The sequence below is a fragment of the Enterobacter asburiae genome (assembly GCF_007035645.1).
Lineage (GTDB): Bacteria > Pseudomonadota > Gammaproteobacteria > Enterobacterales > Enterobacteriaceae > Enterobacter > Enterobacter asburiae_B.
Window position 1 is genome coordinate 3248177 of the sequence record NZ_AP019632.1, and the last position, 23896, is coordinate 3272072.

Here is a 23896-nt window from a genome sequence, read left to right on the forward strand (position 1 = left end):
GGCATCAGCCCGCACCCATACCGCACTTACGCGTTTTTCAGCACTTCGCTGACAATCTCTACCGCTTCTTTCTCAATCTGCTGACGGTGCTCAGCGCCGAGGAAGCTTTCGCAATAGATTTTATACGCATCTTCCGTACCGGACGGACGCGCGGCGAACCAGCCGTTCTCAGTCATCACTTTCAGACCACCAATGGATGCGCCGTTGCCCGGTGCCGCCGTCAGACGCGCGGTGATCGGATCGCCTGCCAGGGTGCTTGCGCTGACCATCTCCGGAGAGAGTTTGGACAGGGCCGCTTTCTGAGCTGACGTCGCGCTAGCCTGAATACGGTTATAGCTTGGTGCACCAAAGCGTGCCGCCAGGTCGTTGTAGTGTTCCTGCGGGTTCTTACCGGTGACCGCGGTGATCTCCGCCGCCAGCAGGCACATGATGATGCCGTCTTTATCAGTTGACCATGGCGTCCCGTCGAAACGCAGGAAAGATGCGCCCGCGCTCTCTTCACCGCCGAAGCCGAAGCTGCCGTCGTGCAGACCGTCAACGAACCATTTGAAGCCGACCGGCACTTCCACCAGCTTGCGGCCCAGCGCCTCGACCACGCGGTCGATCATCGCGGAGGAAACCAGCGTTTTACCGACGGCCACCTCTTTGCCCCACTGCGGGCGGTGCTGGAACAGATAGTTAATTGCAACAGCCAGATAGTGGTTCGGGTTCATCAGCCCGGCAGGCGTGACGATACCGTGACGGTCATAATCCGGATCATTAGCAAACGCCAGATCGAATTTATCACGCAGCGCCAGCAGGCCCGCCATCGCGCACTCGGAGGAGCAGTCCATACGGATCGCGCCGTCTTTATCCAGGTGCATAAAGCGGAAGGTCTGATCGACGTGATCGTTCACGATGGTCAGATCCAGCTTGTAGTGCTCGGCGATACGTTTCCAGTATTCGATACCGGAGCCGCCCAGCGGATCCACGCCCAGCTTCAGACCGGCTTTCTGGATGGCCGCCATATCGACGATATCCGCCAGCCCTTCCACGAACGGCTGAACCAGATCCTGCTCTTTCACGTGACCGGACGCCATGGCAGCATCCAGAGAAATACGCTTCACGCCTTTCAGACCGTCAGCCAGCAGCGCGTTCGCACGATCTTCCACCACTTTGGTGACGTTAGTGTCGGCCGGGCCACCGTTAGGCGGGTTGTATTTGATACCACCGTCTTCCGGCGGGTTGTGGGATGGCGTGATAACGATACCGTCCGCCAGCGCGCCACCTTTTTTGTTGTGCACCAGGATGGCGTTAGAGACCGCAGGCGTTGGGGTGAAGCCATTGTTCTCCTGAACAATCACATCGACGCCGTTTGCCGCCAGCACTTCCACAACAGAGATGAACGCCGGTTCAGACAGGGCATGGGTATCTTTCCCCACGTAGCACGGACCGGTAACGCCGTTTTTAGCGCGCTCTTCCGCAATGGCCTGAGCAATGGCCAGAATATGCGGTTCGTTAAAGCTGTGGCGCGCCGCGCTGCCGCGGTGACCAGATGTACCAAACTTCACTGCGTGTTCTGCGTTGCCCACGACCGGTTTCAGCACGTAATACTGCGCGGTCAGCTGAGCGACGTTAATCAAATCGCTTTGTTGTGCAGGTTGGCCTGCACGGCTGTGATTTGCCATTACCGGGTCCTTCTGATGCAAGGGTTAAATTGTACCGCAAACCTTTTCAATCAATTCCGCCGGGAACTGCATGGACTGCATGATGTGTTCAATCATGCTGCACTTGCGGCCCGTATTGGTATTGGTGATCACCCAGTACGGGGTGCCAGGAACATGTTTGGGTTTGGTTTGATTGCCATTTTGCAGCAGCGTCTGCTCGTCGCCCGCGAAATAGACGCGAGTACGGCCGTGAAGCGACTCGGTCGCTTCAGCAAACGCTTTGTTATCCAGTGAGTAAAGTGTAGACAGCACCAGCATAAAGCGGTTAACCGCCTTTTTCTGCTCCGCGTATTCATCGGAGAGCAGCAGCTCGCGCATCGCGCGCACTTTATCTTTTGCCGGCGTCACGGCAGGTTTTGCTTGTGCAATAACGCTCGGCTGAGACACGACATCTTTGGTGACTGGGGTAGCAGGCTGTGAAGCGGCGGAAATTTTAAGCATGCGCCGTAAAATGTCGGACGCGCTCTCCCCGATATGCCGCGTCTGGCTGGCAATATACTGATAGAGTTCGTCATCAACTTCGATTGTTTTCATCTTAATCCAGTGCGATATCTTATCTGAATACAAGTCATTGGGATTATAAGGTCAAATCCCAACAGCGGATAGCGTCAAACCAGGTTGGCAGCAAAAGTCAGATTAAACTGGAACCTTGCAGCCGGGCGGCAGAATGGTCAACATGATACCCTAACCTGACATACGTAAAAAAAGAACTTTGCCATGAAATTGAATACCCGAGCGCAAACTGCACAATCGCCGAACAATAATTCTCCCATCGTACTGGTTCACGGGCTTTTTGGCAGTCTGGATAACCTGGGCGTGCTGGCGCGCGATCTGGTTACCGACCACGATATTTTACAGGTCGATATGCGCAATCATGGTCTTTCCGGGCGTTCCGACGAGATGACCTACGCGGCGATGGCGCAGGATCTGCTGGATACGCTGGATGCCAACGACCTGCAAAAGGTGACCCTCATCGGGCATTCAATGGGTGGCAAAGCGGTGATGGCCCTGACGGCACTGGCCCCGGACCGTATTAGCGGCCTGGTGGTAATTGACGTCGCGCCCGTGGATTACGACGTCCGTCGTCACGACGAGATTTTTGCCGCCATCAATGCGGTCACAGAAGCGGGTGTCGCGACGCGCCAACAGGCGGCTGCCGTCATGCGTGAATATCTTGAAGAAGAAGGCGTCGTGCAGTTCCTGCTGAAGTCGTTTGTTGACGGGCAATGGCGTTTTAACGTGCCGGTGCTTTGGGATCAATACAATAACATCGTGGGCTGGGAAACCGTCCCCGCCTGGCCATACCCTACTCTCTTTATTCGCGGCGGAAACTCACCTTACGTTACCGACGCGTACCGCGACACGCTGCTGGCCCAATTCCCGCAGGCTCGCGCCCACGTGATTGCCGGTGCCGGGCACTGGGTGCATGCGGAAAAACCGGATGCCGTACTGCGCGCCATTCGCCGCTATCTTGCTGATACTGCAAATTGATTAAAAAGAAAGCGACTGGAAGGCTGCGGGCTTCCAGTCGTTGGCGTGCCGTTTTTGGTGATGTATGATGGCGCGCTTATCGCCCGGGCATTAGCAGGGCGGCGTGTTTCCCCCGAAGTCTCAGAATCATGGCCAAAGAACAAACGGACCGTACGACACTAGATCTGTTCGCGAATGAGCGTCGCCCGGGACGACCCAAGACGAATCCGCTTTCGCGCGATGAACAGCTGCGTATCAATAAACGCAACCAGCTTAAACGCGATAAAAATCGTGGGCTTAAGCGTGTCGAACTGAAGCTTAACGCCGACGCCGTCGACGCGCTGAACGAGCTGGCTGACGCGCGAAATATCAGCCGCAGCGAGCTCATTGAAGAGATGTTGCTCGTCCAGCTTGAGACGTTACGCAGCCAGGCATAAGTCTGAAAATCCCCTTTATCACCCTTTTCATGTAGCACAGAGTGCAGTCCTGCGCGATAGCTGTTTCCGCAGGGTTGCCAGTTCTGCTATTATTGCCCTTATCCGTGGCCGAATTGCGCCACCATACTATTAAGTTTCAAGAGGTTATTTTACTCATGGCAATCATCGGCATTTTCTTTGGCAGTGATACCGGCAATACCGAAAATATCGCAAAAAACATTCAAAAACAGCTCGGTAAAGACGTTGCTGATGTGCATGACATCGCCAAGAGCAGCAAAGAAGATCTGGAGGGCTATGACATTCTGCTGCTGGGTATCCCAACCTGGTACTACGGTGAAGCCCAGTGCGACTGGGATGATTTCTTCCCGACGCTGGAAGAAGTGGACTTCAACGGTAAGCTGGTCGCCCTGTTTGGCTGTGGCGATCAGGAAGACTACGCCGAATACTTCTGTGACGCGCTGGGCACCATCCGCGATATCATTGAGCCGAACGGCGCGGTTATCGTAGGCCACTGGCCGACCGCCGGTTACCACTTCGAAGCGTCTAAAGGCCTGGCCGATGACGATCATTTCGTAGGCCTGGCCATCGACGAAGACCGTCAGCCAGAACTGACCGCAGATCGCGTTGAGAAGTGGGTGAAGCAGATCCGCGAAGAACTGCACCTGGATGATATTCTGAACGCCTGATTTTATCGCGGCGCAACTGCGGTTGCGCCCATGCTCCAGGTCAAACCGATTAAATTAATCGCTACAATCTTTTAACTTTTTCGCCCAGACCTGTACAATGTCTCCCTGATAAAACGTGGTTTTCCATTGAGCAAGTTTGTTGGTGATACCACGTTTTTATAAGCATATTTTGCCTGAGACTTGCAGTTTTCATTTAGCCATGGCAGTTCTATAATGAGACGCATTATCCCGGGTGCATTTTCTGTCACTTCCTACAGAAGTGAATCGTTTAGCAACAGGACAGATTCCGCATGACTGACAACAATACCGCATTAAAGAAGGCTGGCCTGAAAGTTACGCTTCCTCGGTTAAAAATCCTTGAAGTGCTTCAGGGTCCAGACAATCACCATGTCAGTGCGGAAGACCTTTATAAACGTCTTATCGACATGGGTGAAGAGATTGGGCTGGCTACCGTCTATCGCGTGCTGAACCAGTTTGATGACGCGGGCATTGTTACCCGTCATAATTTCGAAGGCGGTAAATCCGTTTTCGAACTGACCCAGCAGCAGCACCACGATCACCTGATCTGCCTCGATTGCGGCAAGGTCATTGAATTCAGCGATGATTCCATCGAAGCGCGCCAGCGTGAAATCGCTGCGCGTCATGGCATCCGCCTGACAAACCACAGCCTGTACCTTTACGGTCACTGCGCTGAGGGCGATTGCCGCGAAGACGATCACGCGCACGACGCGAAATAATAAGATTCATACTCTCAGCCAGCCGCAAGGCTGGCTTTTTTTTGCCTAAAAAAAGCCCGGTGGCGCAGAGCCACCGGGCATGATAACAGCGAATTAGTTACTGTTATTGCTTCGTATTTCTTTCCAAATCTGGTCGCAACGCTTCGCCACTTCCTGATCGTTACCGGTTTTACGCGCCTGAATACAGGCCTGGTAATCCATCACGCGGACGTTTTCCTGCGTCGCGAACTGCTCATGCGCTTTCTCTTTCTTCAGCACGTTCAGCACGCTCTGACAGGCTTGAATTTTCTCCGGCGATCCTTCCGCAGTATTTATGCAGGCGCTATACGCCTCCTTCAGACGGGAGTCCTCTTTCGGCGCCTGATTCTGAGCACACGCCACCAGCCCTGATGCCAGCAACGCGACGATTACAATTTTTTTCATCATGTGCAGTCTCCATGCCGGCGGGACTCAGCCCGCCGGTGCGTTCATCAGAAGATGGTGAATGGGGCAATAACCATGAATTTCACGTCACGCTCATCCTGGAAGATGTTGCCGTAACCGCCCGCATAGCTCGGGATATCGGAGTGGTTGTCATACTGGGTGAAGTGCAGTTTGAACATCGTGCCTTTCGCACGGCCATCCTGCAGGGTATAGATAGCATCAAGGCTGTAGGAAGACTCTTTCAGGCGATAGTTGGGATCGTAGTATGCGTCCGGCGTGGCCATATCGGCAGGTTTTGCGTCCCAGGCGTAAGCGTAAGAAGCGCCCACCGCCCAGCCAGGCAGGTTCCAGTTTTTCAGGTCATACATTGCGCCGAAGAAGACCGCTTTCTCGCCGTCGGCGTTGAAGTCTGAGCGATTATCCCACCAGATATCAAGACGACCGTTGGAGGAGGCGTAGGTCGGGGTCATACGCTGCAGGAAGTAGCCCTGCTGCCCTTCTGCCTTCACCCATGTGCCTTCCAGACGCAAATCAACCTGACCGACCTTGTAGCCGAAGGTTAACGCCTGCAGCCACGCGGTGCCGTCATAAATGTCGTTTACGCCACCGTTGCTGACCTTGTCGCGCGTACCGTAGAATTGGTAGCTGGTGCTCAGCGGGCTACCCGCGACATCAAATTTATAGCTGGCCTTGGCAAAATACTGATCGACATAGCCCTGTGCCTGACCAAATGCCGCTTCCAGCACCAGATCGTTTTTGAAGTCGTACTTCGCGCCCAGCGAGTGCAGGTAATCGACTTTGGTTTTTTTATCGTTCTGGTAGAACTTGTCCATCTCGATGTGCCACGGTGCTTTGTACTCGTTGGTCCACATATAGGAGAAGCTCAACGCACCCGCATCACCGTAGTCAAAGTTCGCCCCGGCTTCGGCACCCTGATAGGTACCCGGCATAAAGCTCCAGTGCGGTGCTAACAGAGTCTGGCCAGTTGGCTGAATATAACCACCGCGCGCCCAGACCGGACCGTATTTAAATTTTGCAGCGGCTTTGTAAAGGCTAATGCCGCTCTTATCCCCGGACCAGTCTTCTTTATAGGCTTTGTTGCTGGAGGAGAAGGCAATTTCGTTCGGGTGGGCGCTGTCGCCGTTTTCCGCCATTTCAATCGCGGTAAACGCAGCAATATCCAGACCGAACATATCCGCGGCATAGCCTGACTGGAAGTCCAGGTTGGCATTCCAGGTGGAGTGAGAAAGGTTGGTTTTGTATTTGTCTTCGGTGACGTCTTTACGGTCACGTTCACGCTGCCAGTAATAAATACCGCCCGTGAGGGTAGAATCATCGATGAAGCCCGCCGCTTTCGCCTCTGGTGTCACCACCAGACCCGACATTGCTGTCACACCGGCAATAGCCAGCGCCAGCGCACTACGTTTGCCACTGAACGTACGCATAGATTATTCCTCTTTGACGAATTAAAACGCCTGAAGCGGCGTAAATAAAAAAGACCAAATGGTCAGGGGTAGCTTTAAATACCCTCGAATTAACTACCGTCTTTAGGTTATTTTTCGCGACGCGAATTATCAATGCTTTTTAGCGGACAAAAGTCAGGACTATGACGAAGTGCACATAATTGGTAGCGCTTTGTAACATTTGTGAGGAGGCGAGGAATGGCGGGGAATTATCAGGTATTTCAGTAGCTAGACGTGAGAATTCTTTCCTTTTTTATAACCTTTTTAATTTCCGCAATGATACAAACTTTTTTTTGAAAAATAAGTAGCACCTCATTGACCTGATATTTTTATGACGCCTTTTTAGGCCCTGTCTTAATACCCTGATCGTAAAATAAAAAAACGCCGCATAGTGCGGCGTTTGTCTCTCATTGACCAGAGCAGCAATATTATTCGCCGATCTTCGTCCAGGTATCACGCAGGCCTACGGTACGGTTGAATACCGGTTTTTCCGCCGTGCTGTAACGGCTGTCCAGGCAGAAGTAACCTTCACGTTCGAACTGGAACGCTTTGCCCGCTTCAGCGGCTTTCAGAGAAGGCTCCGCATAACCCTGCTTGATCACCAGAGATTCCGGGTTGATGGTCGCCAGGAAGTCTTCCGCTGCACCTGGGTTAGGCACGCTGAACAGACGATCGTACAGACGGATTTCTACCGGCAGCGCGTGGGAAGCGCTCACCCAGTGAATCACGCCTTTCACCTTGCGGCCATCCGCCGGATCTTTGCTCAGCGTTTCAGCGTCATATGAACAGAAGATGGTGGTGATATTCCCTTCCGCATCTTTCTCTACGCGCTCGGCTTTGATGACGTAGGCATTACGCAGACGCACTTCTTTACCCAGCACCAGACGCTTGTACTGCTTGTTGGCTTCTTCGCGGAAGTCAGCGCGGTCAATCCAGATGTCACCGCTGAACGGCACGTCACGGCTACCCATTTCCGGTTTGTTCGGATGGTTAGGCATGGAGACCAGCTCGCTTTCACCCTGCGGATAGTTTTCGATAACCAGCTTCACCGGGTCGATAACGGCCATCGCGCGCGGGGCGTTTTCGTTGAGATCTTCGCGAATGCAGGATTCAAGGGAGGCCATCTCGATGGTGTTGTCCTGCTTGGTCACGCCGATGCGTTTGCAGAACTCACGAATAGAGGCGGCAGTGTAACCACGACGGCGCAGACCAGAGATGGTTGGCATACGTGGGTCATCCCAGCCTTCAACGTGCTTGTCGGTCACCAGCAGGTTCAGCTTACGCTTGGACATCACGGTGTATTCCAGATTCAGACGAGAGAACTCGTACTGGCGCGGATGTACAGGAATGGTGATGTTGTCCAGAACCCAGTCGTACAGACGACGGTTGTCCTGAAACTCCAGCGTACACAGGGAGTGCGTAATGCCTTCCAGCGCATCGCTGATGCAGTGGGTAAAGTCGTACATCGGGTAGATGCACCACTTGTTGCCGGTCTGATGGTGTTCCGCGAACTTGATGCGGTACAGCACCGGATCGCGCATCACGATGAACGGAGACGCCATGTCGATTTTGGCACGCAGGCACGCTTCGCCTTCTTCGAAGCCACCGGCACGCATTTTTTCAAACAGCGCAAGGTTCTCTTCCACGCTGCGATCGCGGAACGGGCTGTTTTTGCCCGGGGCGGTCAGCGTACCGCGATATTCACGGATTTCATCAGCAGACAGTTCGTCAACATACGCCAGACCCTTGTTGATCAGTTCAACCGCGTAGGCGTACAGCTGATCAAAATAGTCAGAGGAGTAGCAGATATCGCCAGACCAGTTGAAGCCCAGCCATTGCACGTCATTCTTGATGGACTCAACGTATTCGATGTCTTCTTTTACTGGGTTGGTGTCATCGAAACGCAGGTTGCACTGTCCCTGGTAGTCTTGTGCAATGCCAAAGTTCAGGCAGATGGACTTTGCATGCCCGATATGCAGGTAGCCGTTCGGCTCCGGCGGGAAGCGGGTATGAACTGTGGTGTGCTTACCACTGGCCAGATCTTCATCGATGATCTGACGAATAAAGTTACTCGGGCGGGCTTCTGCCTCACTCATCGTGGATTCCTCAAAGCGTAAACAACGTATAACGGCATATGATCTTATAAGCCGGACGTAGTGACAACCCTTAAAACGTCTCTGAAGAAAATAATGGGGGCTTTTGCTGCAAAAAAAAGCGGCGGAGGATATCCCCCGCCGCTTAAGGCATGACTCTACTCAGGAGCGATTACTTGCCTTTAATCTCATACAGCGGCGTTTGCCCCGCAACAACCAGACCTTTCGCCTGAATGACCAGGCCACTGAAGTCATCGATGTTGCTGCAAACGACCGGGCTTATCATGGAGCGCGCGTTGGCGTTCAGGAAGTCCAGATCCATTTCCAGAATCGGCTGCCCGGCCACCACTTCAGCGCCCTCTTCCACCAGGCGAGTAAAGCCCTGACCGTTCAGCGCAACGGTATCGATACCCATGTGGACAACGATCTCCGCGCCATTTTCGGTTTCGAGGCAGAACGCGTGGTTGGTGTTGAAGATTTTCACGATGGTACCGGCCGCCGGAGACACAACGGTTTTTTCCGTTGGTTTCACCGCCACACCGTCACCAACCGCTTTGCTGGCGAAGGCTTCGTCAGGCACCTGCTCAATCGCAACCACTTCACCTGTTACCGGTGAAACCAGCGCGGCTACCGTTTTGGCGTTCGGTACCGCCTGCGGTTTTGCAGCCGCTGGCGCGGCGGCAGGTGCGGCAGAAGCTTCTGCTGCGGCTACCGGACCAGTGGTTTTCATGGCATTAGCAATTTTCTCTGCCACGAAGCCAACGATAATCTGCACGCTGGTTTTGTTCAGGCGGATAACGCCGGAAGCACCCAGACGTTTGGCCAGCGCTTCGTTCACCAGGGAAGAGTCTTTGACGTTCAGACGCAGACGAGTGATACAGGCGTCGATACCGGTCAGGTTGTCAGAACCGCCGACAGCGGCGATGTACTGACGCGCCAGGCCTGAAACGTCCTGATCCTGAGCACCGCTCACGTTCACATCCTGACCATCCGCTTCGCTACCGGCCACGGCCAGTTCACGACCCGGGGTCATCAGGTTGAATTTGGTGATAGTGAAACGGAACACCATGTAGTAGATCGCGAAGAACACCAGACCTTGCGGGATCAGCATCCACCAGTGGGTCGCCAGCGGGTTACGGGACGACAGCACCATATCCACCAGACCGGCGCTGAAGCCGAAACCGGCAATCCAGTGCATGCTGGCAGCGATGAACACGGAGATACCGGTCAGCACGGCGTGGATCACATACAGAACCGGCGCCACGAACATGAAGGAGAACTCCAGCGGCTCGGTGATACCGGTGAAGAAGGCCGCGAACGCCCCCGCCATCATGATACCCAGCACTTTTGCTTTGTTCTCTGGACGCGCGCAGTGGTAGATAGCCAGCGCAGCACCCGGCAGACCAAACATCATGATCGGGAAGAAGCCCGCCTGGTAACGACCGGTGATACCGACAACCGCTTTACCTGCTTCGATGGACTGTGCGCCACCCAGGAAGTTAGGGATATCGTTAATACCGGCAACGTCGAACCAGAATACGGAGTTCAGCGCGTGGTGCAGACCAACCGGGATCAGCAGACGGTTGAAGAACGCGTACACGCCCGCACCGACAGAACCCAGTTTCTGGATGTGCTCACCGAAGTTCACCAGACCGTCGAAGATCATCGGCCAGACGTACATCATGATGAACGCGACAACGATCATCACAAACGAGGTCAGGATAGGAACCAGGCGGCGACCGCTAAAGAAGGAGAGCGCTTTTGGCAGCTCTACGCTGCTGAAGCGGTTATACAGTTCGGCGGAGATGATACCCACAAGGATACCGACAAACTGGTTGCTGATCTTACCGAACGCCGCCGGAACCTGGTCCGCCGGAATTTTTTGGATCATGGCCACCGCTGCAGGCGAGCAGAGGGTGGTTAACACGAGGAAACCGACAAAACCGGTCAGCGCAGCGGCGCCGTCTTTGTCTTTGGACATACCGTAAGCCACACCAATCGCGAACAACACGGACATGTTGTCGATAATGGCGGAACCTGACTTGATAAAGAACGCCGCCAGCGCGCTGGTATTACCCCAGCCGTTGGGGTCGATCCAGTAGCCGACACCCATCAGGATGGCTGCGGCAGGCAGCGTGGCGACCGGCACCATAAGCGCGCGGCCAACCTTTTGTAAATAACCTAGAATACTCACTTTCTTCCCCCTATGAGACCCCGTTTAAGGCATGTTCTCAGCTCTGTTTTTTATTGTGTCACGAACTATAGATACAGTTGATGCTTCACTGGCATTGTGAGTGTGTGAAAAATTAATTCGTATCGCAAATTAAACGCGTACTTTTTGTGATTTTTGTCACCAAATATCGTTATTCACCCTCCCTCATACTGGCTAACAGCGAAAACTTATTTTATCATTCAAAAAATCAAGACGGATTGATCCGGCCTGAAAGTTTCCAGGTTACGCTTAAGTATCAGGTCCCGATAGCCATCCGCCCACTCTTCTACTTAAACTCTTGAGGTGAACAATGAGACTGATTCCCCTGGCAACTGCTGAACAAGTCGGTAAATGGGCCGCTCGCCATATCGTTAACCGTATTAACGCCTTTAAACCGACCGCCGATCGTCCTTTCGTTCTTGGACTTCCGACAGGCGGCACGCCGCTGACCGCCTATAAGGCGCTGGTTGAGATGCATAAAGCAGGCCAGGTTAGCTTTAAACATGTTGTGACCTTCAATATGGATGAATACGTTGGCTTACCGAAAGACCACCCGGAAAGCTACCATAGCTTTATGCACCGCAATTTCTTTGATCACGTTGATATTCCATCTGAAAATATTAACCTGCTGAATGGAAACGCGCCTGATATTGACGCAGAATGCCGTCAGTATGAAGAAAAAATCCGTTCTTACGGTAAGATCCACCTGTTCATGGGTGGTGTAGGCAATGATGGTCATATCGCGTTTAACGAACCGGCGTCATCTCTGGCTTCCCGCACCCGTATTAAAACGCTGACCCATGACACGCGCGTGGCAAACTCCCGCTTCTTTGACGGCGATGTTAACCAGGTTCCAAAATACGCCCTGACCGTAGGCGTAGGCACCCTGCTGGATGCCGAAGAAGTGATGATTCTGGTGCTGGGCGGCGTGAAAGCGCAAGCGCTCCAGGCTGCCGTTGAAGGCAACGTTAACCATATGTGGACCATCAGCTGTCTGCAGCTGCATCCTAAATCCGTCATCGTATGCGACGAACCGTCCACGATGGAACTGAAGGTAAAAACGCTGAAATACTTCAACGAGTTAGAAGCTGAGAACATCAAAGGTCTGTAATTGAATAACCGCCTCTTCATCAAGAGGCGGCCGCTTTTTTAACCGGGGGTCGTTATGTACGCTTTAACCCACGGTCGGATTTATACCGGCCATGAAATTCTGGATGACCATGCGATTGTTATCGCTGATGGCCTGATTGAACGTGTTTGCCCGCTGGCAGAACTGCCGCCGGAGATTGAACAGCGCTCACTCAATGGAGCAGTAATCTCCCCCGGTTTCATCGACGTACAGCTCAACGGCTGCGGCGGTGTGCAATTCAATGACACCGCGGATGCGGTGACGGTCGAAACGCTGGAGATCATGCAGAAAGCCAACGAGAAATCGGGCTGCACCAGCTATTTGCCAACACTCATCACCAGCAGTGATGATCTCATGAAGCAGGGTATCCGCGTGATGCGCGAATACCTGGCCAAACACCCTAATCAGGCGCTGGGTCTGCACCTTGAAGGGCCATGGCTGAATATGGTCAAGAAAGGAACGCATAACCCGAATTACGTGCGTAAACCTGATGCGGAGCTGGTTGACTACATGTGTGCGAACGCCGATGTGATCACCAAAGTGACGCTGGCGCCTGAAATGACGGGTACGGATGTCATCAGCAAACTGGCTGGTGCCGGGATTATCGTTTCAGCAGGTCACTCAAACGCGACGCTGAAAGAAGCGAAAGCCGGTTTCCGCGCGGGCATTACTTTCGCAACGCACCTTTACAACGCTATGCCGTATATCACAGGCCGTGAACCGGGTCTGGTCGGGGCGATTCTGGATGAGCCAGACGTTTACTGCGGCATTATTGCTGACGGCTTACACGTCGATTACACCAACATTCGCAACGCTAAGCGGCTGAAAGGTGACAAGCTTTGTCTGGTGACGGATGCCACCGCACCGGCAGGTGCAAATATTGAGCAGTTCATTTTTGCCGGTAAAACAATATACTACCGCAATGGACTGTGTGTGGATGAAAACGGTACGCTGAGCGGTTCCTCTTTAACCATGATTGAAGGGGTGCGTAACCTGGTTGAACATTGCGGGATTGCGCTTGATGAAGTCCTGCGTATGGCCACCCTTTATCCGGCGCGCGCAATGGGCGTGGATAAACAGCTCGGCGAAATTGCACCAGGTATGGTTGCAAACCTGACGGCATTCACACACGATTATAAAATTATTAAGACCATCGTTAATGGTAACGAGGTCGTCACTGAGTAAGTAAAAGTATGACACCTGGCGGACAAGCTCAAATCGGTAATGTCGATCTCGTTAAACAACTTAACAGTGCGGCGGTATACCGCCTGATTGACCAGCACGGACCAATCTCGCGAATTCAGATAGCCGAACAAAGCCAGCTTGCTCCCGCCAGCGTGACAAAAATTACCCGCCAGCTCATTGAGCGCGGTCTGATCAAAGAAGTCGATCAGCAGGCCTCCACCGGGGGCCGCCGCGCGATCTCCATTATTACCGAAACCCGCAATTTTCAGGCCATTGGCGTCCGTCTGGGCCGCCATGACACCACGCTCACGCTGTACGATCTGAGCAGTAAAGCCATTGCGGAAGAGCACTACCCTCTTCCGGAGCGCACCCAGGAGACGCTGGAGCATGCGCTGCTGAATACCATTGCGCAGTTTATTGAAAGCTGTCAGCGCAAGATCCGTGAACTCATTGCCATCTCCGTGATTCTGCCCGGACTGGTCGACCCGGAAAGCGGCGTGATCCGCTATATGCCGCACATTCAGGTTGAAAACTGGGGGCTGGTCGACGCGCTGGAAAAGCGTTTTAAGGTGACCTGCTTTGTGGGCCACGACATTCGCTCTCTGGCGCTGGCAGAGCACTACTTTGGTGCGAGCCAGGACTGTGAAGACTCTATTCTGGTGCGCGTTCACCGCGGAACGGGCGCCGGTATTATCTCTAACGGCCGTATTTTTATTGGTCGCAACGGTAACGTCGGCGAGATCGGCCACATCCAGGTTGAACCCCTCGGGGAGCGCTGCCACTGCGGCAACTTCGGCTGCCTTGAAACGATTGCCGCCAACACGGCCATTGAGCAGCGCGTTCGCCATCTCCTTGAACAGGGTTACCAAAGCCGCGTCACGCTGGACGATTGCAAGATAGGCACCATCTGCAAAGCCGCCAATAAAGGCGACGCGCTGGCCTGTGAAGTGATTGAGCAGGTAGGCCGCCATCTGGGGAAAACCATCGCCATCGCCATTAACCTGTTTAACCCCCAGAAAGTGGTGATCGCCGGTGAAATTGTGGAGGCGGAAAAGGTGCTGCTCCCCGCCATTGAAGGCTGTATTAACACCCAGGCGCTGAAAGCATTCCGCCAGAACCTCCCAGTGGTTCGTTCAAAGCTTGATCATCGCTCGGCGATTGGCGCGTTCGCGCTGGTCAAACGCGCCATGCTCAACGGAATTCTGCTGCAGCATTTGCTGGAAAGTTGATCGGACCTTATAGTAACGCCTTCTTTTTTTGATGTCGGACTGTCCATGACCATTAAGAATGTAATTTGTGATATCGACGGCGTGCTGATGCACGACAACGTTGCCGTGCCGGGTGCTGCGGAGTTTCTTCACCGCATCATCGACAAAGGAATGCCTCTGGTTCTGCTCACGAACTACCCTTCCCAAACCGGTCAGGATCTGGCTAACCGCTTTGCCACGGCGGGCGTCGACGTTCCGGACAGCGTGTTTTATACCTCGGCAATGGCCACGGCGGATTTTCTGAAGCGTCAGGAAGGTAAAAAAGCCTACGTGGTGGGTGAAGGTGCGCTGATACACGAGCTGTACAAAGCTGGCTTTACCATCACTGACGTGAACCCGGACTTCGTGATTGTCGGCGAAACGCGTTCCTTTAACTGGGAGATGATGCATAAGGCAGCATACTTTGTCGCCAGCGGCGCACGCTTTATCGCGACCAACCCGGATACGCACGGCCGTGGTTTTTATCCGGCCTGCGGCGCGCTGTGCGCCGGTATCGAAAAAATCTCAGGTCGTCAGCCGTTTGTGGTCGGTAAACCGAGCCCGTGGATCATTCGTGCCGCGCTCAACAAGATGCAGGCCCACTCTGAAGAAACCGTTATTGTCGGCGACAACCTGCGCACCGATATTCTGGCCGGATTCCAGGCGGGTCTGGAGACGATTCTGGTCCTCTCCGGCGTGTCTCAACTTGATGACATTGATTCGATGCCGTTCCGGCCAAGCTGGATTTACCCCTCCGTCGATGAAATCGACATCATCTGATACCGAACCACGCCTCAAGGCGTGGTTTTTCATTTATGGCCTGCACAAATAAAACCACATCTAACAAAAAGCACGCTTTATTGCATAATCATCAATAAAAGAATTCATGGCATACTCTTTTTTCACTATTCCGCAATCACTATTGCACTTTTTCCGTTTTCACCCGTAAAACGCTTGCGCGCCCTGCCCCTTTGCGGCATTTTCATAAGCAAGCAACATTACAAAGCAACAGGGTTAACGGAGAAGGTTATGTGTTCAATTTTTGGCGTACTGGATATTAAAACTGACGCGGGCGAACTGCGTAAAAAGGCACTCGAACTGTCCCGCCTGATGCGCCATCGCGGACCAGACTGGTCAGGCGTTTACGCCAGTGATAAAGCGATTCTGGCTCACGAACGTCTGTCCATTGTTGACGTCAACGCCGGTGCACAGCCGCTGTATAACGAGAAAAAAACGCACGCGCTGGCTGTCAACGGTGAAATCTACAACCACCAGGCGCTGCGCGCCGAATACGGCGACCGCTACGCGTTCCAGACCGGTTCTGACTGTGAAGTGATCCTGGCGCTGTATCAGGAGAAAGGGCCCGAGTTCCTGGACGACCTGCAGGGCATGTTCGCCTTCGCCCTGTACGACAGCGAAAAAGACGCGTACCTGATTGGCCGTGACCACATCGGCATTATCCCGCTGTACATGGGCCACGATGAGCACGGCAACTTCTACGTTGCCTCTGAAATGAAAGCCCTGGTGCCGGTATGCCGCACCATTAAAGAATTCCCGGCGGGCAGCTATTTGTGGAGCAAAGACGGCGAGATCCGCTCCTATTACCAGCGTGACTGGTTCGACTATGATGCGGTAAAAGACAACGTCACGGACAAAGCCGAGCTGCGCCAGGCCCTGGAAGACTCCGTGAAAAGCCACCTGATGTCTGACGTGCCCTACGGCGTGCTGCTCTCCGGCGGTCTGGACTCCTCCGTGATCTCCGCGATCACCAAGAAATTCGCGGCCCGTCGCGTGGAAGATCAGGAGCGCTCAGAAGCCTGGTGGCCACAGCTGCACTCTTTTGCCGTTGGCCTGGAAGGCGCACCTGACCTGAAAGCCGCGCAGGAAGTGGCGAACCACCTCGGCACCGTGCACCATGAGATTCACTTCACCGTGCAGGAAGGTCTGGATGCGATCCGCGATGTGATCTATCACATTGAAACCTATGACGTGACCACCATCCGCGCCTCAACGCCGATGTACCTGATGTCGCGCAAGATCAAAGCGATGGGCATCAAGATGGTGCTCTCCGGTGAAGGTTCTGACGAAGTGTTTGGCGGCTACCTGTACTTCCACAAAGCGCCGAACGCCAAAGAGCTGCACGAAGAGACCGTGCGTAAGCTGCAGGCGCTGCACATGTTCGACTGTGCGCGTGCCAACAAAGCGATGTCGGCCTGGGGCGTGGAAGCGCGCGTGCCGTTCCTGGATAAGAAATTCCTCGACGTGGCGATGCGCATCAACCCGCAGGACAAGATGTGCGGCAACGGCAAAATGGAAAAACATATCCTGCGTGAGTGTTTTGAATCCTACCTGCCGGCGAGCGTGGCATGGCGTCAGAAAGAGCAGTTCTCTGATGGCGTTGGTTATAGCTGGATCGACACCCTGAAAGAGGTCGCGGCGAAACAGGTTTCTGACCAACAGCTGGAAACCGCGAGCTTCCGCTTCCCGTACAACACGCCGGGCTCGAAAGAGGCCTATCTGTATCGTGAAATTTTTGAAGAGCTGTTCCCGGTTCCGAGTGCCGCGGAGTGCGTACCGGGTGGCCCGTCCGTCGCCTGCTCTTCTGCCAAAGCGATTGAATGGGATGAATCTTTCAAATCCATGAACGATCCGTCAGGACGCGCGGTAGGCGTTCATCAGTCAGCCTACAAATAATCACTCAGATCGCAATCAGGCCCCTCAGGGGCCTGATTTTTTTGCCTCACATTTCACCGTCTAAATCTGATTAATAACCAATAATTGCCGAATATTCGGCCACGCTGTTCGCAACCTAACCAAACAGTCACATTCCGGCTATTTTCGTTGAAAAAGGTGTTGACGCTGCAAGGGTCTATACGCATAATGCGCCCCGCAACGCCGATAAGGTAACGCGAAAAAAGATGGCTACGTAGCTCAGTTGGTTAGAGCACATCACTCATAATGATGGGGTCACAGGTTCGAATCCCGTCGTAGCCACCATCTTTTTTGCGGGAGTGGCGAAATTGGTAGACGCACCAGATTTAGGTTCTGGCGCCGCAAGGTGTGCGAGTTCAAGTCTCGCCTCCCGCACCATTCCCGGGTAAGCGTTGCACGGATGGGGTATCGCCAAGCGGTAAGGCACCGGTTTTTGATACCGGCATTCCCTGGTTCGAATCCAGGTACCCCAGCCATATTTCTTCGATTTTGCGGTTCTCCGCGGTATTGGGGTATCGCCAAGCGGTAAGGCACCGGTTTTTGATACCGGCATTCCCTGGTTCGAATCCAGGTACCCCAGCCATCGAAGATTGCAGTACTGGCTACGTAGCTCAGTTGGTTAGAGCACATCACTCATAATGATGGGGTCACAGGTTCGAATCCCGTCGTAGCCACCAAATTAAGATTGTCGATTTTTCGGTAATCAAGACAAATTGTTGGGGTATCGCCAAGCGGTAAGGCACCGGATTCTGATTCCGGCATTCCGAGGTTCGAATCCTCGTACCCCAGCCAATTTAAAAAGTCGTTAAGCAGTTTGTTTAACGCAATTGGGGTGTCGCCAAGCGGTAAGGCTCTGGTTTCTGATACCAGCATTCCGGGGTTCGAATCCCTGCACCCCAGCCACTTAAGTAACAAAAAAGCCCGCTCTGCGGGCTTTTTTGTTTTTGTTGTTCAGGATGGTGCGGCCTGATGCCCTCACCCTGCCCCTCTCCCACTGGGAGAGGGGCAAAAGATTAGAGTCCCAGCGCGTATTTCAGCGCCTGACGCTTCAGACCACCGGCACGTTCCGCTGCCATCAATCCAATATTACGCAGAATGCGCACCGGGGCTAAGTCATTGCTGAACCCGGCATAAAACAGATCCATCCCCGACTGCATAATAAAGTTATCCGCCATGCGTCGCGTCTGGTAACGCTTCAGGATCTGATGGCTGGCCCAGTTTTCCGCGTGCCCGCGGGCGCTGCTCAGCACATCCAGTAACGCATCGACATCACGGTACCCCAGGTTCACGCCCTGCCCGGCCAGCGGATGAATGGTGTGTGCCGCATCGCCCACCAGCGCCAGCCCTTCACGGGCATACTGCAAAGCATGGCGGCGCGTGAGCGGAAATGCACCTGCAGCGACCGGCGTCACGTTGCCCAGACGGCCCGGGAAATGCAGGCGGATTTCCCGCTGCAATTGTTCCATTGAAAGCCCCTGCAGCTGACGAATGCGTGCCGGTTTGTCGTACCAGACCAGCGATGCCCAGTTATCAAACAGCGGTAAAAACGCATGCGGGCCATTCGGCGTAAAGTGCTGCCACGTGCTTTCACCCGGCGCATGCTCGCACTCGACGGTAATCAGCATGCAGGACTGCTCATACTGCCAGGCATGAACGCCAATTCCCGCCATCTGTCTGACCTGCGAGTTAGCGCCATCCGCTCCGACGACGAGCTTAACGGCCAGTTCATCGCCGCTGTCGAGCGTCAGCAAATACCCGCTCTCGTGAGGATGCAGTGCCTTAATCGACGCCGGAACGCGCAGCGTCACCTTCGGATGCGCCTCCAGCGCCAGCCAGAGCGCCTGCTGGAGCACATTGTTTTCCACCATATAACCCAGGCGCGGCAGCTTCAGCTCAGCGGCATCAAACGCGACGTGGGCATTTTCCCACTCCCAGGTTTCAAGACGGCTGTAAGGATGGGCGCGCATCGCCAGCACCGCCTCCCAGACGCCCAGCCCGCGCAGCAGATCGACGGACGCCGCGCTGATCGCGGATATGCGCACATCCGGTTTGCTCGCGGGATCGAAGGCCGGCGGAGCAGCCTGTTCAATTACCGTTACCTCAAATCCCTGCTGCGCCAGCCCCAGCGCCAGCGCGCCGCCGACCATACCGCCGCCGACAACGGCAACTTCGGTGTGTAGGAGTGTCATGGTCAATTTTCCTTATTGGAGAATCCCTTAAGTTTACCGGATTTTTGCGGTCCTGAGACACATAACCTTCATACTGGTCACAACCCCACCAAAGCATTACAATACGCGGCTTGCAATCCTGAGCTGAGCAAGTCGATGACTAAAAAACTCCATATAAAAACCTGGGGCTGTCAGATGAACGAATACGATTCATCCAAGATGGCCGATCTGCTGGATTCAACCCACGGATACAAGCTGACTGAAAATGCGAAAGAAGCGGACGTGCTGCTGCTGAACACCTGTTCGATTCGTGAAAAAGCGCAGGAAAAAGTCTTTCACGTGTTAGGCCGCTGGAAGCTACTCAAACGAAAAAATCCGGATCTGATCATCGGGGTGGGTGGCTGCGTCGCATCGCAGGAAGGTAAGCTGATCCGCCAGAGAGCCCCGTATGTGGATATCGTCTTTGGCCCTCAGACCCTGCACCGCCTGCCGGAGATGATCAATCAGGTTCGCGGCAACCGTAGCCCGGTCGTTGACGTCAGCTTCCCGGAAATCGAAAAGTTTGACCGTCTGCCGGAGCCGCGCGCCGATGGCCCGACCGCCTTCGTCTCCATCATGGAAGGCTGCAACAAATATTGCACTTACTGCGTGGTGCCTTACACCCGTGGTGAAGAAGTCAGCCGTCCGGCAGACGATATTCTGTTTGAAATTGCGCAGCTTGCCGCACAGGGCGTTCGCGAAGTGAACCTGCTGGGCCAGAACGTGAACGCCTGGCGCGGGGAAAACTACGACGGCACCACCGGCAGCTTTGCCGAACTGCTGCGTCTGGTGGCCGCGATTGACGGTATCGACCGCATTCGCTTTACCACCAGCCATCCGATGGAGTTTACCGACGACATCATTGACGTGTATCGCGATACGCCAGAGCTGGTGAGCTTCCTGCACCTGCCGATTCAGTGTGGCTCTGACCGCGTGCTGAACCTGATGGGCCGCCCGCATACGGTGCTGGAGTACAAGTCCACCATTCGCAAGCTGCGTGAAGCCCGTCCGGATATCCAGATCAGCTCCGACTTTATCGTCGGCTTCCCTGGCGAAACTGCTGATGACTTCGAGCGCACCATGAAGCTCATCGGTGAAGTGAATTTTGACGTCAGCTACAGCTTCATCTTCTCTGCGCGTCCTGGAACACCTGCGGCCGATATGGTTGACGATGTGCCGGAAGAAGAGAAAAAGCAGCGTCTGTATATTCTGCAGGAGCGTATTAACCAGCAGGCCAACGCGTGGAGCCGCCGTATGCTCGGCACCGTTCAGCGCATTCTGGTGGAAGGCACCTCCCGCAAGAGCATTATGGAACTCTCTGGTCGTACCGAAAACAACCGCGTGGTGAACTTTGAAGGCACACCGGATATGATCGGTAAATTCGTGGACGTCGAGATTGTCGAAGTGCTGACCAACTCGCTGCGCGCGAAGCTGGTACGCACCGAGGACGAAATGGGCCTGCGTATTGCCGAGTCACCGGAATCCGTGATCTCTCGTACCCGTAAAGAAAACGATTCTGGCGTGGGGATTTACCAGCCTTAATCCTCCTGGCCTGCCTTTCCGGCAGGCCTTGTATTTCCTCTCATCGTCCCCAATATCTTCCGCAACGCTTGCGCCTTTATTCTGTGGCGTGAATAATTTCGGTAATGACCGTTTTATTACGTCCTATCGCAATGGGTCAGTTAACCAATTAAAGAGGAACAGTTTGAATATAGATACGCGTGAAATTAGCCTTGAGCCAGCAGACAACGCTCGCCTGCTGAGCCTGTGCGGGCCGTTTGATGACAACATCAAACAACTGGAGCGACGTCTGGGTATCGAAATCAATCGTCGCGATAATCATTTCAAACTTACCGGACGCCCTATCTGCGTCAACGCCGCTGCGGACATTCTGCGTAGCCTGTATGTGGATACATCACCCATGCGCGGCGAAATTCAGGATATCGAACCGGAACAAATTCACCTCGCCATTAAAGAGGCGCGCGTGCTTGAGCAAAGCGCGGAAAGCGTGCCGGACTACGGCAAGGCCATTAACATCAAGACCAAACGTGGCGTTATTAAGCCGCGTACGCCAAACCAGGCGCAGTACATCGCCAATATCCTCGACCACGACATCACCTTCGGGGTGGGCCCTGCGGGTACGGGTAAAACCTATCTGGCCGTTGCCGCTGCGGTAGATGCGCTGGAACGCCAGGAGATCCGTCGTATTCTGCTGACCCGTCCGGCCGTTGAAGCGGGCGAAAAGCTGGGCTTCCTGCCGGGCGATCTGAGCCAGAAGGTCGACCCGTATCTGCGCCCGTTATACGATGCGCTGTTCGAGATGCTCGGCTTTGAGAAGGTTGAGAAGCTCATTGAGCGTAACGTTATCGAAGTGGCCCCGCTCGCCTACATGCGCGGTCGTACGCTGAACGATGCGTTCATCATTCTCGATGAGAGCCAGAACACCACCATCGAACAGATGAAGATGTTCCTGACGCGTATCGGCTTTAACTCGAAAGCGGTCATTACCGGTGACGTCACCCAGATCGACCTGCCGCGCAGCACCAAATCCGGCCTGCGCCACGCCATTGAGGTGCTGGCCGAGGTCGACGAAATCAGCTTTAACTTCTTCCACAGTGAAGACGTGGTACGCCACCCGGTGGTCGCGCGTATCGTTAACGCCTATGAAGCCTGGGAAGAGGCGGATCAGAAGCGTAAGGCCGAACTGGCCGCAGAACGTAAGCGCGAAGCGCAGGAGCAAGAACAGAAATGAGTCAGGTGATCCTCGATTTACAGCTGGCCTGTGAAGACAATTCCGGCATGCCAGATGAGGCACAGTTTCAGAAATGGCTGGATGCCGTTATTCCTCAGTTTCAGGAAGAATCAGAAGTCACGATTCGCCTGGTGGATGAAGCAGAAAGCCATGAGCTTAACCTGACCTATCGCGGGAAAGATAAGCCGACCAACGTGCTCTCATTCCCGTTCGAAGCGCCGCCGGGCATTGAGATGCCGCTGCTGGGCGATCTGATCATCTGCCGTCAGGTGGTTGAACAGGAAGCCAAAGAGCAGCAAAAACCGCTTGAGGCCCACTGGGCGCATATGGTGGTACACGGCAGCCTGCACCTGCTCGGCTACGATCACATTGAAGATGACGAAGCGGAAGAGATGGAGTCCCTCGAGACAGAGATAATGCTTGCTCTGGGCTATGAGGATCCGTACATTGCCGAGAAAGAATAGTCCGTCACCTGACGGACTCACATGCCGCCACGAAAGGATATCGCGTGGCGGTAAACGTTGAACTAACAAGAGAACCCTTAACAAACGCCATGAGCGACGACAATTCACACAGTAGCGACACGACAACCAGTAAAAAGGGATTTTTCTCCCTCATTCTGAACCAGCTTTTCCACGGCGAACCCAAAAACCGTGATGAACTGCTGGAGCTGATTCGTGATTCCGGGCAGAACGACCTTATCGACGAAGATACGCGCGAAATGCTCGAAGGGGTTATGGACATCGCCGACCAGCGCGTTCGCGATATCATGATCCCCCGTTCGCAGATGATCACCCTGAAACGTAACCAGACGCTGGACGAGTGCCTCGATGTGATCATCGAATCCGCCCACTCGCGTTTCCCGGTCATCAGCGAAGACAAAGATCACATCGAAGGGATTTTGATGGCCAAAGATCTGCTGCCGTTTATGCGCAGCGATGCCGAAGCCTTCAGCATGGAAAAAGTGTTACGCCAGGCCGTGGTTGTGCCGGAAAGTAAACGTGTGGATCGGATGCTGAAAGAGTTTCGCTCTCAGCGTTACCACATGGCGATTGTTATTGATGAATTTGGTGGCGTTTCCGGTCTGGTCACGATCGAAGATATTCTTGAGCTGATCGTGGGCGAAATCGAAGACGAGTACGACGAAGAAGAAGATATCGACTTCCGTCAGCTTAGCCGCCACACCTGGACCGTGCGTGCGCTGGCCTCGATTGAGGACTTCAACGACGCCTTCGGTACCCACTTCAGCGATGAAGAAGTCGATACCATTGGCGGGCTGGTGATGCAGGCCTTTGGCCACCTCCCGGCGCGCGGTGAGACCGTTGACATCGACGGTTACCAGTTCAAAGTGGCAATGGCCGACAGCCGACGTATTATACAGGTTCACGTCAGAACACCGGACGACTCACCGGTGCCAAAACTGGAAGATTAATGTAA

Annotated in this window: 20 protein-coding genes and 7 tRNA genes; 20 read left to right on the forward strand and 7 right to left on the reverse strand. The window is 54.1% G+C overall.

Annotation, left to right across the window (positions count from 1 at the left end):
* Window positions 1-26 precede the first annotated feature (26 nt).
* Window positions 27-1667 carry a phosphoglucomutase (alpha-D-glucose-1,6-bisphosphate-dependent) gene (gene pgm, locus FOY96_RS15520; protein ID WP_032649535.1) on the reverse strand — a complete coding sequence of 547 codons (1641 nt, stop codon included), beginning with the start codon at window positions 1665-1667 and terminating at the stop codon, window positions 27-29.
* A gap of 24 nt (window positions 1668-1691) precedes the next feature.
* Entirely contained in the window at window positions 1692-2240 is a 549-nt protein-coding gene (seqA, locus tag FOY96_RS15525) for a replication initiation negative regulator SeqA (RefSeq protein WP_048976302.1), read from the reverse strand.
* 183 nt (window positions 2241-2423) lie between these two features.
* Between seqA and ybfF the strand changes: the two genes are divergently transcribed.
* The 4 genes from ybfF (at window position 2424) to fur (ending at window position 5036) form a co-directional block, all read left to right on the forward strand.
* Entirely contained in the window at window positions 2424-3197 is a 774-nt protein-coding gene (ybfF, locus tag FOY96_RS15530) for an esterase (RefSeq protein ID WP_143347383.1), read from the forward strand.
* 128 nt (window positions 3198-3325) lie between these two features.
* Entirely contained in the window at window positions 3326-3613 is a 288-nt protein-coding gene (ybfE, locus tag FOY96_RS15535) for a LexA regulated protein (protein WP_028019455.1), read from the forward strand.
* A 155-nt stretch (window positions 3614-3768) separates the two neighbouring features.
* A complete protein-coding gene (fldA, locus tag FOY96_RS15540) occupies window positions 3769-4299 on the forward strand; it encodes a flavodoxin FldA (protein ID WP_172620521.1) in 531 nt (176 codons plus the stop codon).
* A 290-nt stretch (window positions 4300-4589) separates the two neighbouring features.
* Window positions 4590-5036, forward strand: coding sequence for a ferric iron uptake transcriptional regulator (gene fur, locus FOY96_RS15550; RefSeq protein ID WP_014169146.1), 447 nt, complete (start codon window positions 4590-4592; stop codon window positions 5034-5036).
* A 93-nt stretch (window positions 5037-5129) separates the two neighbouring features.
* On the opposite strand, the gene chiQ is transcribed toward fur, so the two are convergent.
* From chiQ to nagE, 4 genes are all read right to left on the reverse strand, one after another.
* Window positions 5130-5459, reverse strand: a complete 330-nt coding sequence (gene chiQ, locus FOY96_RS15555) for a ChiQ/YbfN family lipoprotein (RefSeq protein ID WP_047061876.1) — start codon at window positions 5457-5459, stop codon at window positions 5130-5132.
* Between the two features lie 47 nt (window positions 5460-5506).
* Window positions 5507-6904 carry a chitoporin ChiP gene (chiP, locus tag FOY96_RS15560; RefSeq protein WP_023310769.1) on the reverse strand — a complete coding sequence of 466 codons (1398 nt, stop codon included), beginning with the start codon at window positions 6902-6904 and terminating at the stop codon, window positions 5507-5509.
* Window positions 6905-7350: 446 nt separating this feature from the next.
* On the reverse strand, window positions 7351-9018 hold the full coding sequence (gene glnS / locus FOY96_RS15565) for a glutamine--tRNA ligase (RefSeq protein ID WP_094934387.1): 1668 nt from the start codon (window positions 9016-9018) through the stop codon (window positions 7351-7353).
* 169 nt (window positions 9019-9187) lie between these two features.
* Window positions 9188-11209: an N-acetylglucosamine-specific PTS transporter subunit IIBC gene (gene nagE / locus FOY96_RS15570; protein ID WP_075204761.1), complete on the reverse strand. Its 2022-nt coding sequence runs from the start codon at window positions 11207-11209 to the stop codon at window positions 9188-9190.
* 328 nt (window positions 11210-11537) lie between these two features.
* Between nagE and nagB the strand changes: the two genes are divergently transcribed.
* The 12 genes from nagB to FOY96_RS15630 all read left to right on the forward strand — a co-directional run bounded on the left by nagB (window position 11538) and on the right by FOY96_RS15630 (window position 18403).
* Window positions 11538-12338: a glucosamine-6-phosphate deaminase gene (gene nagB / locus FOY96_RS15575; RefSeq protein ID WP_023310765.1), complete on the forward strand. Its 801-nt coding sequence runs from the start codon at window positions 11538-11540 to the stop codon at window positions 12336-12338.
* A 54-nt stretch (window positions 12339-12392) separates the two neighbouring features.
* Complete coding sequence (nagA, locus tag FOY96_RS15580) at window positions 12393-13541, forward strand: N-acetylglucosamine-6-phosphate deacetylase (RefSeq protein WP_045887716.1); 1149 nt, start codon at window positions 12393-12395, stop codon at window positions 13539-13541.
* An 8-nt stretch (window positions 13542-13549) separates the two neighbouring features.
* The gene (nagC, locus tag FOY96_RS15585) at window positions 13550-14770 is read left to right on the forward strand and encodes a DNA-binding transcriptional regulator NagC (RefSeq protein WP_021242995.1); all 1221 of its coding nucleotides are present in this window, start codon (window positions 13550-13552) and stop codon (window positions 14768-14770) included.
* A gap of 45 nt (window positions 14771-14815) precedes the next feature.
* Window positions 14816-15568 (forward strand): ribonucleotide monophosphatase NagD, encoded by a 753-nt coding sequence (nagD, locus tag FOY96_RS15590; RefSeq protein ID WP_023310763.1) that lies wholly within the window; start codon window positions 14816-14818, stop codon window positions 15566-15568.
* Window positions 15569-15817: 249 nt separating this feature from the next.
* Window positions 15818-17482, forward strand: coding sequence for an asparagine synthase B (asnB, locus tag FOY96_RS15595; RefSeq protein WP_023310762.1), 1665 nt, complete (start codon window positions 15818-15820; stop codon window positions 17480-17482).
* Window positions 17483-17708: 226 nt separating this feature from the next.
* Window positions 17709-17785 (forward strand) — tRNA-Met (locus tag FOY96_RS15600).
* Between the two features lie 8 nt (window positions 17786-17793).
* Window positions 17794-17878, forward strand: a tRNA-Leu gene (locus FOY96_RS15605).
* A 23-nt stretch (window positions 17879-17901) separates the two neighbouring features.
* A tRNA-Gln gene (locus tag FOY96_RS15610) sits at window positions 17902-17976 on the forward strand.
* 32 nt (window positions 17977-18008) lie between these two features.
* Window positions 18009-18083: transfer RNA gene (locus FOY96_RS15615), tRNA-Gln, on the forward strand.
* 17 nt (window positions 18084-18100) lie between these two features.
* A tRNA-Met gene (locus FOY96_RS15620) sits at window positions 18101-18177 on the forward strand.
* 40 nt (window positions 18178-18217) lie between these two features.
* Window positions 18218-18292: transfer RNA gene (locus FOY96_RS15625), tRNA-Gln, on the forward strand.
* A 36-nt stretch (window positions 18293-18328) separates the two neighbouring features.
* A tRNA-Gln gene (locus tag FOY96_RS15630) sits at window positions 18329-18403 on the forward strand.
* Window positions 18404-18513: 110 nt separating this feature from the next.
* Here FOY96_RS15630 and ubiF read toward each other — a convergent pair.
* Window positions 18514-19689 (reverse strand): 3-demethoxyubiquinol 3-hydroxylase, encoded by a 1176-nt coding sequence (gene ubiF / locus FOY96_RS15635; RefSeq protein WP_143347385.1) that lies wholly within the window; start codon window positions 19687-19689, stop codon window positions 18514-18516.
* Window positions 19690-19824: 135 nt separating this feature from the next.
* Between ubiF and miaB the strand changes: the two genes are divergently transcribed.
* From miaB to corC, 4 genes are all read left to right on the forward strand, one after another.
* Window positions 19825-21249 (forward strand): tRNA (N6-isopentenyl adenosine(37)-C2)-methylthiotransferase MiaB, encoded by a 1425-nt coding sequence (gene miaB / locus FOY96_RS15640; protein WP_143347386.1) that lies wholly within the window; start codon window positions 19825-19827, stop codon window positions 21247-21249.
* 163 nt (window positions 21250-21412) lie between these two features.
* Window positions 21413-22459, forward strand: coding sequence for a PhoH family protein (locus FOY96_RS15645; protein WP_008501053.1), 1047 nt, complete (start codon window positions 21413-21415; stop codon window positions 22457-22459).
* Window positions 22456-22923, forward strand: coding sequence for an rRNA maturation RNase YbeY (gene ybeY / locus FOY96_RS15650; RefSeq protein ID WP_008501052.1), 468 nt, complete (start codon window positions 22456-22458; stop codon window positions 22921-22923). Before FOY96_RS15645 ends, ybeY begins: the two co-directional genes overlap by 4 nt.
* 89 nt (window positions 22924-23012) lie before the next feature.
* Window positions 23013-23891, forward strand: a complete 879-nt coding sequence (gene corC, locus FOY96_RS15655) for a CNNM family magnesium/cobalt transport protein CorC (protein ID WP_021242574.1) — start codon at window positions 23013-23015, stop codon at window positions 23889-23891.
* The last annotated feature ends 5 nt before the right edge of the window (window positions 23892-23896 follow it).